Below are 14,889 nucleotides of genomic sequence, written 5' to 3' on the forward strand. Positions count from 1 at the left end.
TTGTGAGCGGTAATCGGTTATTCGCCGATAGCGCTCTTGTACCCGGCTGGATCCAGCAGCTTGGCCAGATCGCCTTCGGCGTCGCTTGGCTTGAGCTTGAAGATCCAGGCGCTGTACGGCTCGCTGTTAAGCGACTCGGGCGAATCGCCCAGCGCTGTGTTGACTTTGATCACCTCACCCGCAACCGGCGAGTAGATATCCGAAGCGGCCTTGACCGACTCGACAACACCGGCGGTGTCACCGGCAGCGAACACCTTGCCGACTTCCGGCAGTTCGACGAAGACCACATCGCCCAGTGCTTCCTGTGCATGGTCCGAGATGCCGACAGTCACGGTGCCGTCTGACTCCAGACGTGCCCATTCATGACTTTCGGCGAAACGCAGCTCGGCGGGAATATTGCTCATTTAGTCATCCTCAACATCGGGTCAGCGGAAAACCCGCCATTAGGTTAGATCAAGGTTTTGCCATGGCGCACGAACGCAGGCTGCACCACCCGCACCGGGTACCATTTGCCGCGGATTTCCACCTCGGCCCGGTCAGCGGTCGCCATCGGAACGCGAGCCAGTGCAATGGATTTGCTCAACGTAGGAGAGAAACTACCACTGGTGATCTCTCCTTCGCCAATTTCTGCGACACGTACCACCTGATGCGCCCGTAAAACGCCGCGCTCTTCGAGCACCAGTCCCACGAGTTTGAAGGCGGTTCCTTCAGCCCGCTCGCTCTCCAGCGCCTTGCGACCGACAAAATCACGGTCGGCAGGCTCCCAGGCGATGCTCCAGGCCATATTCGAAGCCAAGGGCGAAACATGCTCACCGATGTCCTGGCCATACAGGTTCATGCCGGCCTCAAGACGCAGCGTGTCGCGAGCGCCCAGGCCGATCGGGGAAATACCCGCGCCGACCAATTCATTGAAAAAGCTTTGGGCCTCTTCGGCAGGAAGCATGATCTCCAGGCCGTCCTCACCGGTATAGCCGGTGCGCGCGATGAACCAGTCACCGTCATCAAGCCCTTCGAACGGCTTGAGCTGGTGGATCAGCTCGGCGCGGGCGCTTGAAACCAGCTCGGCAATACGGGTTCTGGCCTTGGGGCCTTGAATGGCAAGCATTGCCATTTCACTGCGCTCGACCAGTTGCACGTCGAAGTCGTCCAGTTGCGCCTGCATCCAGGCCAGGTCCTTGACGCCGGTCGCCGCATTGACGACCAGCCGATAACCTTCCGGCGTGAGGTAGACGATCATGTCATCGATCACCCCGCCGCTCTCGTCCAGCATGGCGCTGTACAAGGCACGACCGGGGGTTTTGAGCTTGTCTACATCGTTGGCCAGCAGACGGCGCAGCCAGACTCGGGCCTGAACGCCGAGCACATCGATCACGTTCATGTGAGAGACATCGAAGACCCCACAGTCGCGACGCACCTGATGGTGTTCCTCGACCTGCGATCCGTAATGCAACGGCATGTCCCAGCCACCAAAATCGACCATTTTCGCGCCAAGGGCGAGGTGCAGGTCGAACAGGGGGGTACGCTGTCCCATGGGTTTCTCCTTCCGGGCGTGGCGAAGGTGCGGGCAGACGAGATCGGCAAGCCCCCCAATAAACCGGAGTTTGCAGCACGTAACAGCTGACCGAATTATCTGACAGACCGCACCAATTGCGGCGCATTGTAGCCGCAAGGTGAGGCCCCCGCACCTAGCCAATCTGACGGGCAGAGCGACGAATCAGCCCAATGACAGGTAATAATCCTACAAGCACCAGCGACAAAGCTGGCAACGCAGCCCGTGCCCACTCGCCCTCGCTGGTCATTTCGAAGATGCGTACCGCCAGCGTATCCCAGCCAAACGGGCGCATGAGCAGGGTTGCCGGCATTTCCTTGAGCACATCGACGAACACCAGCAGCGCCGCGCTCAGCGCCCCTGGCACCAGCAACGGCAGATACACGTTGAGAAACAACTTTGGCCCGCTGACCCCCAGGCTGCGCGCGGCTTCAGGCAATGACGGGCGGATGCGCGACAGGCTGTGTTCCAGCGGACCGAAGGCGACGGCGATGAAACGCACCAGATACGCCAGCAGCAAGGCCGAGAGGCTGCCCAGCAGCAAAGGCTTGCCTGCGCCGCCCAGCCAGCCGGACAGCGGAATGACCAGTTCGCGGTCCAGGTAACTAAACGCCAGCATGATTGAAACCGCCAGTACCGAGCCTGGCAATGCGTAGCCCAGGTTGGCGAGGCTGACGCCGGAGCGGATCGCAGGCGTGGGCGCCATACGTCGGGCAAACGCCAGAATCAGCGCCACACTGACGGTGATCAACGCCGCCATGCCGCCCAGATAGAGCGTGTGCAGAATCAGCCCGGTGTAGCGCTCATCCAGATCGAAGCGGCCACGCTGCCAGACCCAGACGATCAATTGCAGCATCGGCACCACGAAAGCACAGAGAAACACCAGCCCACACCAGAAGCTTGCGGCCAATGCCTTGATGCCGCGTAACCGGTAAAGCGCAGCGCCACGCGGACGCTCGTTGGCCGGTCGGCTTGCACCCCGGGCGCGGCGTTCGCCGTACAGCAGCACCAGCACGGCCAACAGCAGCAGGCTGGCCAGTTGCGCGGCGCTGGACAGGCTGAAGAAGCCGTACCAGGTCTTGTAGATGGCTGTGGTGAACGTGTCAAAGTTGAACACCGACACCGCGCCAAAGTCGGCCAGGGTCTCCATCAGCGCCAGCGCCACCCCCGCGCCGATGGCCGGACGCGCCATTGGCAGCGCCACGCGCCAGAACGCCTGCAGGGGCGTGTTGCCCAGCACTCGCGCAGCTTCCATCAGGCCCTTGCCCTGCGCCAGAAACGCCGTGCGCGCCAACAGGTAGACGTAGGGGTAGAAAACCAACACCAGGACGATGATCACCCCACCGGTGGAACGCACCCGAGGCAGACGCAGACCGGAGCCGAACCATTCGCGCATCAGGGTCTGCACCGGGCCGGAAAAATCCAACAGCCCGACAAACACGAACGCCAGCACATAGGCGGGGATCGCGAAAGGCAGCATCAGCGCCCAGTCCAGCCAGCGGCGACCGGGGAATTCACACAGGCTAGTGAGCCACGCCAGGCTTACCCCCAGCAGCGTCACGCCCACGCCGACACCCAGCACCAGGATCAGCGTATTGCCCAGCAGACGCGCCATCTGGGTTTCGAGCAGGTGCGACCATATCTGCTGGTCAACCGTCTCCCACGACAGCAGCAGAACGCTCAGCGGCAGCACGACCAGCGCAGCGATGGCAAAGACCAGGGGGTACCAGCGGCGTTGCACAGGATGGGCCAAGGAGGTTCTCGAAATGAGGGGGGTCAAGAGGGGGTGCACAGGCCTGCTTCTGATTCTGGCTGAAAGCCGTAGGAGCGGACTTGTCCGCGAAAAGGCCGGTACATTCTCAGAAAATGCTCTATCTGAACTGACGGCTTCGCGGACAAGTCCGCTCCTACGCCCTGCGGGCAGAAGCCTGAAAGCCACGCTTTTCGGGCTATTCAAGATTTGTGCAATGAGCGCGAAGCGTATCAACGAGAGTCAGGCACTTGGGTATTAAATCAATTCCAGCCCGCGCGATCCATCATGCGTATCGCTTCTGCCTGACGCTTGCCTGCCACTTCGACCGGGAGGGTGTCGGCCTTGAACTGCCCCCAGCTCGCCACTTCTTCTGAAGGCGCCACCTTCGGATTGGCCGGGAACTCCTGATTGACGCTGGAGAAAATCTTCTGCGCCTCGGGGCCGGTCATCCACTCGACCAGCGCCTTGGCCGCTTCGGGGTGCGGGGCGTACTTGGTCAGACCGATACCCGACAGGTTGACGTGCACACCGCGATCGGCCTGGTTCGGCCAGAACAGCTTCACCGCCAGATCGGGTTTTTCCTTATGCAGGCGACCGTAGTAATAGGAATTGACGATGCCCACGTCGCATTGCCCGGCATTGATCGCCTCAAGCACCGCGATGTCATCGGAGAACACGTCGGTGGACAGGTTGTTGACCCAGCCCTTGAGGATTTTCTCCGACGCTTCGGCGCCGTGGGTTTCGATCAGCGTAGCGGTCAGCGACTGGTTGTAGACCTTCTTCGCGGTACGCAGGCACAAGCGGCCTTCCCAGTTCTTGTCGGCCAGCGCCTCGTAGGTGCTCAGCTCGGCAGGCTTCACCCGGTCGGTGGAGTAGGCGATGGTGCGCGCGCGAAGGCTCAGACCGGTCCAGCCGTGGGTCGACGAGCGATACTGCGGCGGAATGTTGGCTTCGATCACCGGCGAGGTGAACGGCTGCAGGATACCCATCTGCTCGGCCTGCCAGAGGTTGCCCGCATCGACCGTCAGCAACAGGTCGGCGGTGGCATTCTGGCCCTCGGCCTTGATGCGCTGCATCAGCGGCGCTTCCTTGTCGGTGATGAATTTGATCTTCACCCCGGTACTGGCCGTGTACGCATCGAATACCGGCTTGATCAGCTCGTCGATTCTGGACGAATACACCACCACTTCATCGGCAGCCTGAGCGGTGCTGCCCAGTAAAGTCAGTGTCAGAGCAGCCAGAAGACGCTTGCTTGCCTGCATCGGGGTATCTCGCGTTCGCAAATGAGGCGAAATGGTAGTGAATCCCATTTGCTATCTCAATCGAAGCGACAACGGAGCCGTTACCGGATGTTTCCAGGCTCGATGATGATCGCTGATCAGCACACAGCCTTGGCTCTGGAAAAGTTCGCCACCCTGCGCAGCTTGTCCACTTCGAACACTTCCAGGTGCCCTTCTCCCAAGCGTACGATCCTGCGCTCATGCAGGTCCTGGAGCACTTCCAGCAAGGCCGGCGAGGCAAGCGCGAGACGCTCCGCCGCCTGAATGTCATCCAGCGCAATCAGGCGGCGTGCCTGGCTCAACGGGCCATACCCCTCGCTAAGCAGCAACAGGCGCCAGGCAACTCGCGCCCGCGGCGGCAGGCTACGCATTTTCTCGGGGTTAGGCAGTGGCAAGCCGACCTTCTGGCTGAGCAGTGCGGCAAACCAGCGCCAGTACTCGGGGTGCCTGTCGAGCAACCGGGCCAGGAATGGCTGGGGAATGTGCAGGAAGATGCTCTGTTCCAGCGAGCAGACTTCGAAACGGCGCGGCAGCCCGTCAAACAGCGAGACTTCGCCAAACCAGCACGGCGCGCTCGTCGATTCCACGTGCGTCAGCAGCCGCTGCTCGTGGGTGCCGCCGATCCGCACGCTGCCCTCCAGCAGCACATAAACACCGCACGGCAGATCGCCCTTGTCGAACAGCCGCCTGCCGGGCGTCTTGCGGCGCTGGCGGGCAGCCTCCAGCAGGCTATCCTGCAGACTGGCAGGCAGATGGGAAAACCAGTAATCGGATAGCAATCGTGACCGCCACGACACTCCATTTGTCATTTTTGCTCCCTTCTCTTTCAGCCATGCATGTTGTACAAGAAATCAGGCTCAAGCCGGCCATCGTCTCAGGCGGGAATAATAATGAAAACCCTTGTCGATCATCTCAGCCAATACGCGGCTTATCACCGTGATTCACGCAATATCGTGACGCACTTCGTGGGTATTCCACTGATCGTGCTGGCCGTGGCGGTGCTCCTCTCGCGACCGGGCTGGAATATAAGCGGATTGTGGCTTTCACCGGCGGCGCTGCTGGCCTTGGGTTCGACGATTTTTTACCTGCGACTCGACCGCGCCTTGGGCGTCGTCATGGCGGTATTACTGGCGCTGTGTATCTGGGCCGGGGCCAACCTTGCGCAGCAGGCAACCATGGTCTGGCTGAGTGCGGGCGTCGGGCTCTTTGTGATTGGCTGGATCATCCAGTTCGTCGGCCATTACTACGAGGGGCGCAAACCGGCCTTCATCGATGACCTGACCGGGCTGATCATCGGCCCGTTGTTTGTGGTCGCGGAGCTGGCATTCCTGATGGGCCAGTGCAAGGCTCTGCAGCACGCCATCGAAGAGCGCGTCGGCCCGGTGGGGCGTGCGACCCGCAAGGCGACGACCTAGGCGCCTGACACCGGGCAACGATCAGTGCCCGCCTCTTAGCCGGCAAGCCCGGTGCTGTTCTGCAATCCGGCCAGCAACAGCCGCTGATACAACTCTTCGCGCAAGCCCTGCGGCGCGTCGAGCTGCATGCGTTGCAAGTGCGCGAGGAAGGCTTCGGGGTCCGGAGCGTCGAGGGTCGCTTTGCCCAGCTCGAGGATTTCAGTGAGCTTGAGCTTGCTCTTCAGCCAGTTCAAGGCTCTGAGCAGGTCGCGCTCCTCGGCGGTAAAGTCGCAACCCAACGGGTACTCGGTAAACAGTGACGGGTAGCGTGATGCAGTGTCCTTGAGGCGCTCGGGCGTGTTGTCGGTGAAGCGCGGATCGAGACGGAAGTCCTTGGGCAGCTTGCCAGCCTTTTGCGCCTGCTCGATCAGGCCCGATTGAAACCGCGAGTCAGTGATATTCAGAATTCGCTCGATCACCGTCGCGTCGGTCTGCCCGCGCAGATCGGCGATGCCGTATTCAGTCACGACAATGTCGCGCAAGTGTCGGGGGATGGTGGTGTGGCCGTACTGCCAGACGATGTTGGAGCTGACCTCGCCGCCCGACTCACGCCAGCTGCGTAGCATCAGGATCGAACGGGCGCCTTCCAGTGCATGGGCCTGCGCCACGAAGTTGTACTGACCGCCCACGCCACTGAGCACCCGGCCGTCTTCCAGCTGATCAGCCACTGCCGCGCCCATCAGGGTGACGGTAAACGCACTGTTGATGAAGCGCGCATCGCGGCGTTGCAGGCGCTTGAGTTCTTCCTGGCCGTAAAGCTCGTTGATGTAGCTGATGGCGGTCATGTTGAACTGCGCCAGCCGCTCGGCGGGCAACTCGCGCAGCCGCGCGTAGAAACTCTGCGGGCCGAGGAAAAAGCCGCCATGCACGACCACGCCACCGGGATGGGCATCCTCATCCAGCGTGCCCATGTTGGCCAGCCGTTGCAGCTCTGCATCGGCGTACACCTTGCGCCGCACGATGCCGGCATCGGCGAGTACCAGCAGGCCGTTGACGAACATTTCGCTGCAACCGTAAAGGCCGCTGGCGAACGGCTGAACGCCGCCTTCCCGATCTATCAGGGTCTGCCAGTTACTCATGTTCAACTCGGCCAGCAGGCCGCGCCAGGTTTCGTTATCGGCCTGGCGCGCCAGCAATGCGCCGGTCAGTGCATCGCCCATCGAGCCAATGCCGATCTGTAACGTGCCGCCGTCACGTACCAGCGTGCTGGCGTGCAGGCCGATCAGGTGGTCCTGATAGCCCACTGGCATGTTGGGAGTGGAAAACAGCGTACTGCGCTCGTCTTCGTCGATCAGCACATCGAAGGCGTCGACCTCCAGTTCGGAGTCGCCCGGCATGTAAGGCAGGTCGGCGTGCACCTGGCCGAGCATCAGAATGGTCTCCCCAGCGGCCCGGCGCTTGGCGATCATGGGCAACAGGTCGAGGGTCACGTCCGGGTTGCAGCTCAGGCTCAACGTGCCTGGGCGCTGTTCGTCACGGGCCACCAGTTGCGCGACCAGATTCAGGCCATTGGCATTGATGTCGCGGGCGGCATGGCTGTAATTGCTGCTGACGTAGTCTTGCTGGGCTGACTGGCTGTTGAGCAAACTGCCCGGCTGCATGAAGAATTGCTGCACACGGATATTGGCAGGGAGTTTGTCGCGGCGCAGTGCAGCGAGGAAATCGAGCTCCGGATAGTCAGCGAAGACGCGCTGCAGAAACGGTTCGAGAAACCGGGCCTGCAAACCCTCCCCCGGCGTCGGCCGCCCGAGCGTCAGCGCGGTGTAGATCGTCAGCCGTCGTTCGGGCAACTCGCTGATACGCTGGTACAACGCGTTGACGAACCGGTTGGGCTTGCCCAGCCCCAGCGGCATGCCGAGGTGGATATGCTCGGGTAGCTGCGCAAGAACGTGATCGACGGCATGCTCGATGGAACAGGAATACGGCATCCCAGCTCTCCTGAATTGTTATTGGGTGCAGGTTGGACCGACGACAACGTCAAAGTGCTGCATGCTCGTCACGCAGAGCATCATCGTTATACACAATCCCTGGAACGCCCGGAACAAAAGGCTTCCAGGCTTCTGCCCAAAGAGCGTAGGAGCGAACTTGTTCGCGAAAAGGGCGTGTACTATCGCCAAAAATGCATCGATCTAAACATCATCTTCGCGAGCAAGCGAAGCGTCGCCCGGCTCGCTCCCACAAAACGTATGCACAGCGCCGGGCGCTCAGGCGTGGGAACGAGGGTGCACCTCACTTCAGCCCGGACATGCTCTGGATGGCGCTCTTCAGTTCGTCGTTTGTGCAATCGCCGCAGGTGCCTTTCGGGGGCATGATGCCGAGGCCTTTGATAGTGCTGGCCAGCAGTCCATCAAGACCGCCTTTTTGCTGGGCGCGCTGTTCCCAGGCCGCCGTGTCACCGATCTTCGGCGCGTTGAGCAGGCCGACGCTGTGACAGGCGACGCAATGCGCCGCGATGATGTCGTCAGGGGCTCGGGCGCTATCGGCGGCTTGCACATTAAACGCCCACAACGTCAGAACGCCTGCGCTGCTCAGAATCTTCCAGGTCAGTTTCACGCGTCACTCATCGTAAGGGGACGGGTCAGAAATTGGCCGGGGTGGCCGCACTGATCAATCGTGCCGGGACATCGAACGGGTTACGAAAGCGATGCGGCCGGGTGCTTTCGAAATAATAGCTGTCACCTGCTTCGAGCACGTAGGTATCCAGCCCGATCACCAGTTCCAGCCGCCCCTCGACGAGGATGCCGGTCTCTTCACCTTCGTGAACGAGCATTTCTTCGCCGGTATCGGCACCCGGTGGGTAGGTCTCGGTGAGAAAGGCGATGGCACGGCCCTGATGCGATTTGCCGACCAGCTTCATGGTCACGGCACCGTCCGATATATCAATCAGCTCGCTGGCCTTGTACACCACTTGAGCCGCGTTTTCGGGCACGGATTCTTCCGAAAAAAATTCGACCATGGACATGGGGATGCCGCCGAGCACCTTGCGCAGCGAACTGATCGAGGGGCTGACGCTGTTTTTTTCGATCATGGAGATGGTGCTGTTGGTCACACCGGCGCGCTTGGCGAGTTCACGCTGGGACAAGCCTTTGAGCTTGCGAATCGATTGCAGTCGTTCACCCACGTCCAATGCGATATTCCCCCAGGTTTTGTCAGGTCTAGTCGGTCTGAACGCCATCATGGCAACAGCGTTCGATATTTACAACACTTCGACAGACACCTGACCCACTGCGGTTTGGGGCACAGGGAACTGAATCAGTCTTCGGAATAGATGCGCGGAACGCGACGCAGATTGCAGAAGATTTCGTAGGGGATGGTTTCTGCGCGCTGGGCCACTTCACTAGCGAGCACCTGCTTGCCCCACAGCTCGACTCGGCTGCCGAGCCCGGCCTGCGGCACATCGGTGAGGTCGACGCAGAGCATGTCCATGGACACGCGTCCGAGCAGCCTGGATGGCTGGCCGTCGATCTGCACGGGCGTGCCGGTGGGCGCGTGACGCGGATAGCCGTCGGCGTAGCCCATCGCCACAACACCGATACGCGACGGCCGGTCACAGACAAATGTCGCGCCATAACCCACGGGTTCACCAACGGGCAGTTCACGCACGCTGATGATCTTCGATTCCAGGGTCATCACCGGTTGCAGGCGATCCGCCAGCGGGTGCGCCTGATCAAACGGCGTGGCACCGTAGAGCATGATGCCCGGGCGCGACCAGTCGCTCGGGATCTGTGGCCAGCCCAGCACCGCCGGGGAGTTTTTCAGACTGGTTTCTGCTGCCAGCCCCTTGCGAAAGGTCTCGAATACCGCGAGCTGCTCATCACTGCAGCCGCTGTTCAGCTCATCGGCGCGGGAGAAGTGGCTCATCAGCACGATTCTGGCCACTTTGCCGGTTGCCAGCAGACGCTGATAACCCGCCTGGTACTCGTGAGGATGCAGGCCGACCCGGTGCATGCCGGTGTCGAGCTTGAGCCATACCGTTATCGGCTTGCCCAGGCGCGCCTGCTCGATAGCTTCCAGTTGCCAGGTCGCATGTACAACGGTCCACAGGTCATGCTCGACAATCTGCGCCAGCTCGTCGGCCTCGAAAAAACCTTCGAGCAGCAGGACGGGCGCACGGATACCTGCCGCACGCAGCTCTAGTGCTTCCTCAATGCAAGCCACTGCAAAACCGTCGGCCTGCGCTTGCAGTGCCTGCGCGACGCGCACCGCGCCGTGACCGTAGGCATCGGCCTTGACGACGGCGAGCGCTTTGCCGCCGCTGTTTTCACGGGCCAATTGGTAGTTGTGACGCAGTGCCTGAAGATCGATAAAGGCGCGGGCTGGACGCATGATGACGTTTACTTGCCTGAAAGGATGGAAGGGGAAGATCAACCCGACGCGGGGACGCGCCGGGCAAAAAGGGCTCAAGGCAGCGCGGCAACCACCGACAGTTCAACGAGGATTTCCGGCTCGCACAGCTTGGCCTCGACCGTTGCGCGTGCAGGCGCGAAACCCTTGGGCAGCCATTTGTCCCAGACGCTGTTCATGCCTGCGAAGTCGGCGTCGATGTCTTTCAGGTAAATGGTGACCGACAGGATACGCGTCTTGTCGGTGCCGGCCAGGTCGAGCAGGCGCTCGATGCTGTTCAGAACCTCTCGGGTCTGCTGCTCGACACCGGCGGTCATGTCATTGCCGACCTGGCCCGACAGATAGACGGTGCCATTGTGGACAACGACCTGACTCATGCGCTCATTGGTGAGCTGGCGCTGGATGGACATGCTGTGCATTCTCCTGAGTGTTGCCGTAACGAGAGATATCAAGGCCTTCAGCACTGATACGGGGTGTCTTGCGGGCGATGAGGTCTGCCAGCAAACGACCGGAACCACACGCCATCGTCCAGCCCAGAGTGCCATGGCCGGTATTGAGGAACAGGTTACGGAACGGTGTTGCACCCACAATCGGTGTGCCGTCGGGCGTGGTCGGACGCAACCCGGTCCAGAAATCGGCCTGGGTCAGGTCGCCGCCCTGAGGATAGAGGTCACCGACGATCATCTCCAGTGTTTCGCGTCGACGCGGATTGAGCGACAGGTCAAAACCGGCGATTTCCGCCATGCCGCCGACGCGGATCCGGTTGTCGAAACGGGTGATCGCGACTTTATAGGTTTCATCGAGAATGGTCGAAGTCGGCGCCATGTCCGGGTTGGTGATCGGCACGGTCAGCGAGTAGCCCTTCAGCGGATAGACCGGCGCCTTGATGCCCAGCGGCTTGAGCAACTGCGGCGAGTAACTGCCCAGCGCCAGCACGTAACGATCAGCGGTCTCGAGCTTGCCGTCGATCCAAACGCCATTGATGCTGTCGCCTGCGTGATCGAGGCGTTCGATGTTTTGCCCGTAGCGGAACTCGACTCCCAACGCCACGGCCATTTCCGCCAGGCGCGTGGTGAACAGCTGACAGTCACCCGTCTGGTCATTGGGCAGGCGCAACGCACCGCTGAGGATGCCGGTCACACCGGCCAGCGCGGGCTCGACACGGGCGATGCCTTCGCGATCCAGCAGTTCATAGGGCACACCGGACTGCTCGAGCACGGCGATGTCCTTGGCAGCGTTATCCAACTGGGCCTGGGTACGGAACAACTGTGTGGTGCCCAGGCTGCGCCCTTCGTAGGCAATGCCGGTCTCGAGGCGCAGTTCATCCAGGCAATCGCGGCTGTATTCGGACAGGCGTACCATGCGTTCTTTATTGATGGCATAGCGGCTGGCCGTGCAGTTGCGCAGCATTTGAGCCATCCACAGGTACTGATCGATATCCGCTGTTGCCTTGATCGCCAAAGGCGCGTGACGCTGCAGCAGCCATTTGAGCGCTTTGAGGGGAACACCCGGCGCAGCCCATGGCGAGGCATAGCCCGGAGAAACCTGGCCGGCATTGGCAAAACTGGTCTCCATGGCAGCAGCAGGCTGACGGTCAACGACGGTCACCTGGAAACCGGCACGCGCCAGATAATAAGCACTGGTTGTACCGATGACGCCACTACCCAGAACCAGAACGCGCATGTCGATGACCTCATCGCGGATATCCGCTGATAATTCGAAGTTTTAAGCAAGGATGTGCGCAGTATATTGAGCAATTGGCAGTGCTTCTCACTGTATAAAAGCCTATATTTAGTGTTTATTCGCGGCGATAAACGCTTTGCTAGAGGGGAAATAACCCGTGCGCACTCAACACCAGTCAAATCGTGAACTGGACAAGATCGATCGCAATATTCTGCGCATCCTGCAGGCCGACGGGCGCATCTCGTTCACCGAGCTTGGCGAACGGGTCGGCCTGTCTACCACGCCCTGTACGGAACGGGTGCGCAGGCTTGAACGCGAGGGGATCATCATGGGCTACACCGCCCGACTGAACCCGCAAAGCCTCAAGGCCAGCCTGCTGGTATTCGTGGAGATCAGCCTGGACTACAAGTCTGGCGACACCTTCGAAGAATTCCGCCGTGCCGTGCTGAAGCTTCCTCATGTGCTGGAGTGCCATCTGGTGTCAGGCGACTTTGACTATCTGGTCAAGGCGCGGATTTCCGAAATGGCGTCCTACCGCAAACTGCTGGGCGATATCCTGCTCAAACTGCCGCACGTACGCGAGTCCAAGAGCTACATCGTTATGGAGGAAGTCAAAGAGAGCCTGAATCTGCCGATTCCCGACTGATTGCTCGCTATACCAAGACTTGCCGGGTCGAGGCCATATACTCATGAATCTGCTTTTCGACCCGTGGATGGATCAACTCGACCGGGCGACGTCCATTCGGGCAGGGCAGGCTTGCGGTGGTACCGAACAGGCGGCAGATCAGTGGGCGTTCGTCATACACTGTGCAGCCTTGCGGGCCAAGGTGTACGCAATTGAGTTCATCCAGCGCGGCGTCCTGTTCGGCGGCCGTCTTGCGCGGCAGCCGCGACATCTCTTCGGGCGACGTGGTCACCGGGCCACAGCAGTCGTGGCAGCCAGGCACACATTCGAACGAGGGGATCTGGCGACGCAGATCCGCTATTTTCTGACGGTTGCAGCTCATTGAATCGACCATTCCTACACAATGCCGAGAGTTTGCCCCAGTTGGCAGGCTCATGACAGCGGCTTATCCTCCCGACACGCCATCCGCCGCCAACAGGACACGCTCATGAACGCCCGCGTTCAGCACCCTCCACGTCACGATCAGCACGTTGCCTCCTATTATGCCGCCAGCAGTCATGCGCAAGCGGATCATCCTGCGCTGCAAGGTGAGGTGAAGGTGGATGTGTGCGTGGTAGGCGGTGGATTCTCGGGCCTCAATACCGCCATCGAACTGGCCGAGCGCGGGTTCAGCGTTGCGCTGCTCGAAGCGCGCAAGATCGGTTGGGGGGCCAGCGGACGCAATGGCGGCCAGCTGATTCGCGGGGTCGGTCATGGTGTCGAACAGTTCGCCAATGTCATCGGCAGCGAAGGCGTACGGCAGCTCAAGCTGCTGGGCATCGAAGCCGTCGAGATCGTGCGTCAGCGCATCGAACGGCATGCTATCGATTGCGACCTGAAGTGGGGTTATTGCGATCTGGCCAACAAACCGCGCGACCTGCACAGCCTTGCCGAAGACGCAGAAGAGTTGCGCAGCCTGGGTTATCGCCATGCACTGCAGTTGCTGCAGCCCGAAGAGATGCACAGCGTGGTGGGCTCCTCGCGCTATGTCGGCGGCCTGATCGACATGGGCTCGGGGCATTTGCATCCGTTGAACCTGGCCTTGGGCGAAGCGGCTGTGGCGCAGTCGCTCGGCGTACGGCTGTTCGAACATTCAGCGGTCACGAAAATCGACTACGGCCCGCAGGTCAGGGTGCACACGGCTGCCGGTTCGGTGCAGGCGCAGACCCTGGTGCTGGGTTGCAACGCCTACCTTAATGACTTGAATCCGGAAATCAGCGGCAAGGTATTGCCTGCCGGCAGCTACATCATCGCCACCGAGCCGTTGAGCGAAGCGCAGGCCCGTGAAGTGTTGCCGCAGGACATGGCGGTCTGTGATCAGCGGGTGACGGTGGATTACTACAGGCTGTCTGCCGATCGCCGCTTGCTGTTCGGCGGTGCCTGCCATTACTCGGGGCGTGACCCTCAGGACATTGCCGCGTACATGCGACCGAAGATGCTCGATGTGTTCCCGCAACTGGCCGCCGTGAAGATTGATTACCAGTGGGGCGGGATGATCGGCATCGGCGCCAATCGCCTGCCGCAGATAGGCCGGCTCAAGCAACACCCCAACGTGTTTTATGCCCAGGCCTATTCGGGCCACGGTCTGAATGCCACGCATCTGGCGGGGCGGCTGCTGGCCGAAGCCATCGCCGGGCAACACAGCGATGGTTTCGAGTTGTTCGCCAAAGTGCCGCACATGACCTTTCCCGGCGGCAAGCACTTGCGCTCGCCTCTGCTGGCATTGGGCATGCTCTGGCACCGCCTCAAAGAGCTGCGCTAAAGGCTCAGGGCCTCCAGAACGGCTTCATGGCCTCGACCCGCGCCTGGCGGAAATCCAGGCCGATGTCGCGCAACTGATCGTCGGTCAGTGTCAGCAAGCTGCGGCGCGACGCCCAGCGATGGCGATACAGCGCCCAGCGACCCATGCCTGCCAACAGATCGGCCTTGTTCGAGCGGACGGTTCTGATCGTCGCGGGCCGATACTCATTCAATTCATGGCTGTGAAGCGCAAGGCGCACATCGCTGAACCCGTTCATGTCCTGTTCCCTCATCCTGGGTGACTGTGGGTCCATGATGAAGCGAACGGCAAAAACGATACAGATTCAAAAGTATTTTATATCTTCCATACAGATGATCAAAAAACGCCACTGAATGCTATATTTCCGGCCAATCTGTATTGC

At 60.8% G+C, this 14,889-nt stretch carries 16 protein-coding genes; 3 read left to right on the top strand and 13 right to left on the bottom strand.

The genetic code is table 11. The annotated features are described in order from the left end of the window. Positions 1-17: 17 nt before the first annotated feature. The 5 genes from gcvH to JOE34_RS05040 form a co-directional block, all read right to left on the bottom strand. Complete coding sequence (gene gcvH, locus JOE34_RS05020) at positions 18-404, bottom strand: glycine cleavage system protein GcvH (protein ID WP_003392547.1); 387 nt, start codon at positions 402-404, stop codon at positions 18-20. A 44-nt stretch (positions 405-448) separates the two neighbouring features. Beyond that, entirely contained in the window at positions 449-1,531 is a 1,083-nt protein-coding gene (gcvT, locus tag JOE34_RS05025) for a glycine cleavage system aminomethyltransferase GcvT (RefSeq protein ID WP_010413420.1), read from the bottom strand. Between the two features lie 154 nt (positions 1,532-1,685). Next, a complete protein-coding gene (locus JOE34_RS05030) occupies positions 1,686-3,302 on the bottom strand; it encodes an iron ABC transporter permease (protein ID WP_016566911.1) in 1,617 nt (538 codons plus the stop codon). Between the two features lie 260 nt (positions 3,303-3,562). Then, positions 3,563-4,564 (bottom strand): extracellular solute-binding protein, encoded by a 1,002-nt coding sequence (locus tag JOE34_RS05035; protein ID WP_003392555.1) that lies wholly within the window; start codon positions 4,562-4,564, stop codon positions 3,563-3,565. A gap of 116 nt (positions 4,565-4,680) precedes the next feature. Further along, positions 4,681-5,391: a Crp/Fnr family transcriptional regulator gene (locus tag JOE34_RS05040; RefSeq protein ID WP_209995162.1), complete on the bottom strand. Its 711-nt coding sequence runs from the start codon at positions 5,389-5,391 to the stop codon at positions 4,681-4,683. Between the two features lie 81 nt (positions 5,392-5,472). Between JOE34_RS05040 and JOE34_RS05045 the strand changes: the two genes are divergently transcribed. After that, entirely contained in the window at positions 5,473-5,997 is a 525-nt protein-coding gene (locus JOE34_RS05045; RefSeq protein WP_010413408.1) for an Mpo1-like protein, read from the top strand. A 35-nt stretch (positions 5,998-6,032) separates the two neighbouring features. On the opposite strand, the gene JOE34_RS05050 is transcribed toward JOE34_RS05045, so the two are convergent. From JOE34_RS05050 to dadA, 6 genes are all read right to left on the bottom strand, one after another. Further along, positions 6,033-7,964, bottom strand: a complete 1,932-nt coding sequence (locus JOE34_RS05050) for an acetyl-CoA hydrolase/transferase C-terminal domain-containing protein (RefSeq protein ID WP_024665071.1) — start codon at positions 7,962-7,964, stop codon at positions 6,033-6,035. A gap of 301 nt (positions 7,965-8,265) precedes the next feature. Continuing rightward, positions 8,266-8,589 carry a c-type cytochrome gene (locus JOE34_RS05055; protein WP_003347482.1) on the bottom strand — a complete coding sequence of 108 codons (324 nt, stop codon included), beginning with the start codon at positions 8,587-8,589 and terminating at the stop codon, positions 8,266-8,268. Between the two features lie 25 nt (positions 8,590-8,614). Next, positions 8,615-9,163, bottom strand: a complete 549-nt coding sequence (locus tag JOE34_RS05060; RefSeq protein ID WP_010413398.1) for a cupin domain-containing protein — start codon at positions 9,161-9,163, stop codon at positions 8,615-8,617. A gap of 125 nt (positions 9,164-9,288) precedes the next feature. Continuing rightward, positions 9,289-10,362: an alanine racemase gene (gene alr, locus JOE34_RS05065; protein ID WP_024665072.1), complete on the bottom strand. Its 1,074-nt coding sequence runs from the start codon at positions 10,360-10,362 to the stop codon at positions 9,289-9,291. A 74-nt stretch (positions 10,363-10,436) separates the two neighbouring features. After that, entirely contained in the window at positions 10,437-10,790 is a 354-nt protein-coding gene (locus JOE34_RS05070; protein WP_003392569.1) for a RidA family protein, read from the bottom strand. Then, a complete protein-coding gene (gene dadA, locus JOE34_RS05075; protein ID WP_003392572.1) occupies positions 10,762-12,063 on the bottom strand; it encodes a D-amino acid dehydrogenase in 1,302 nt (433 codons plus the stop codon). Before dadA ends, JOE34_RS05070 begins: the two co-directional genes overlap by 29 nt. Before the next feature lie 157 nt (positions 12,064-12,220). Between dadA and dadR the strand changes: the two genes are divergently transcribed. Further along, positions 12,221-12,709, top strand: a complete 489-nt coding sequence (gene dadR / locus JOE34_RS05080; protein WP_003314011.1) for a transcriptional regulator DadR — start codon at positions 12,221-12,223, stop codon at positions 12,707-12,709. Between the two features lie 7 nt (positions 12,710-12,716). On the opposite strand, the gene JOE34_RS05085 is transcribed toward dadR, so the two are convergent. Next, the gene (locus JOE34_RS05085) at positions 12,717-13,070 is read right to left on the bottom strand and encodes a YkgJ family cysteine cluster protein (protein ID WP_003314010.1); all 354 of its coding nucleotides are present in this window, start codon (positions 13,068-13,070) and stop codon (positions 12,717-12,719) included. A 105-nt stretch (positions 13,071-13,175) separates the two neighbouring features. Here JOE34_RS05085 and JOE34_RS05090 point away from each other — a divergent pair, with 105 nt between their 5' ends. After that, positions 13,176-14,489, top strand: a complete 1,314-nt coding sequence (locus JOE34_RS05090; protein WP_016566904.1) for an FAD-binding oxidoreductase — start codon at positions 13,176-13,178, stop codon at positions 14,487-14,489. A gap of 4 nt (positions 14,490-14,493) precedes the next feature. Here JOE34_RS05090 and JOE34_RS05095 read toward each other — a convergent pair whose 3' ends face one another. Further along, positions 14,494-14,745, bottom strand: a complete 252-nt coding sequence (locus JOE34_RS05095; protein ID WP_010413380.1) for a DUF1127 domain-containing protein — start codon at positions 14,743-14,745, stop codon at positions 14,494-14,496. Positions 14,746-14,889: the final 144 nt, after the last annotated feature.

The organism is Pseudomonas sp. PvP028, from assembly GCF_017832255.1.
Taxonomy (GTDB): domain Bacteria; phylum Pseudomonadota; class Gammaproteobacteria; order Pseudomonadales; family Pseudomonadaceae; genus Aquipseudomonas; species Aquipseudomonas syringae.

What these genes read in the sequence shown, in the direction of transcription:
- gcvH (WP_003392547.1), bottom strand. Translation starts at nt 404, where the DNA reads ATGAGCAATATTCCCGCCGAGCTGCGTTTCGCCGAAAGTCATGAATGG.
- gcvT (WP_010413420.1), bottom strand. Translation starts at nt 1,531, where the DNA reads ATGGGACAGCGTACCCCCCTGTTCGACCTGCACCTCGCCCTTGGCGCG.
- JOE34_RS05035 (WP_003392555.1), bottom strand. Translation starts at nt 4,564, where the DNA reads ATGCAGGCAAGCAAGCGTCTTCTGGCTGCTCTGACACTGACTTTACTG.
- JOE34_RS05040 (WP_209995162.1), bottom strand. Translation starts at nt 5,391, where the DNA reads ATGACAAATGGAGTGTCGTGGCGGTCACGATTGCTATCCGATTACTGG.
- JOE34_RS05045 (WP_010413408.1), top strand. Translation starts at nt 5,473, where the DNA reads ATGAAAACCCTTGTCGATCATCTCAGCCAATACGCGGCTTATCACCGT.
- JOE34_RS05050 (WP_024665071.1), bottom strand. Translation starts at nt 7,964, where the DNA reads ATGCCGTATTCCTGTTCCATCGAGCATGCCGTCGATCACGTTCTTGCG.
- alr (WP_024665072.1), bottom strand. Translation starts at nt 10,362, where the DNA reads ATGCGTCCAGCCCGCGCCTTTATCGATCTTCAGGCACTGCGTCACAAC.
- JOE34_RS05070 (WP_003392569.1), bottom strand. Translation starts at nt 10,790, where the DNA reads ATGTCCATCCAGCGCCAGCTCACCAATGAGCGCATGAGTCAGGTCGTT.
- dadA (WP_003392572.1), bottom strand. Translation starts at nt 12,063, where the DNA reads ATGCGCGTTCTGGTTCTGGGTAGTGGCGTCATCGGTACAACCAGTGCT.
- JOE34_RS05085 (WP_003314010.1), bottom strand. Translation starts at nt 13,070, where the DNA reads ATGAGCTGCAACCGTCAGAAAATAGCGGATCTGCGTCGCCAGATCCCC.
- JOE34_RS05090 (WP_016566904.1), top strand. Translation starts at nt 13,176, where the DNA reads ATGAACGCCCGCGTTCAGCACCCTCCACGTCACGATCAGCACGTTGCC.
- JOE34_RS05095 (WP_010413380.1), bottom strand. Translation starts at nt 14,745, where the DNA reads ATGAACGGGTTCAGCGATGTGCGCCTTGCGCTTCACAGCCATGAATTG.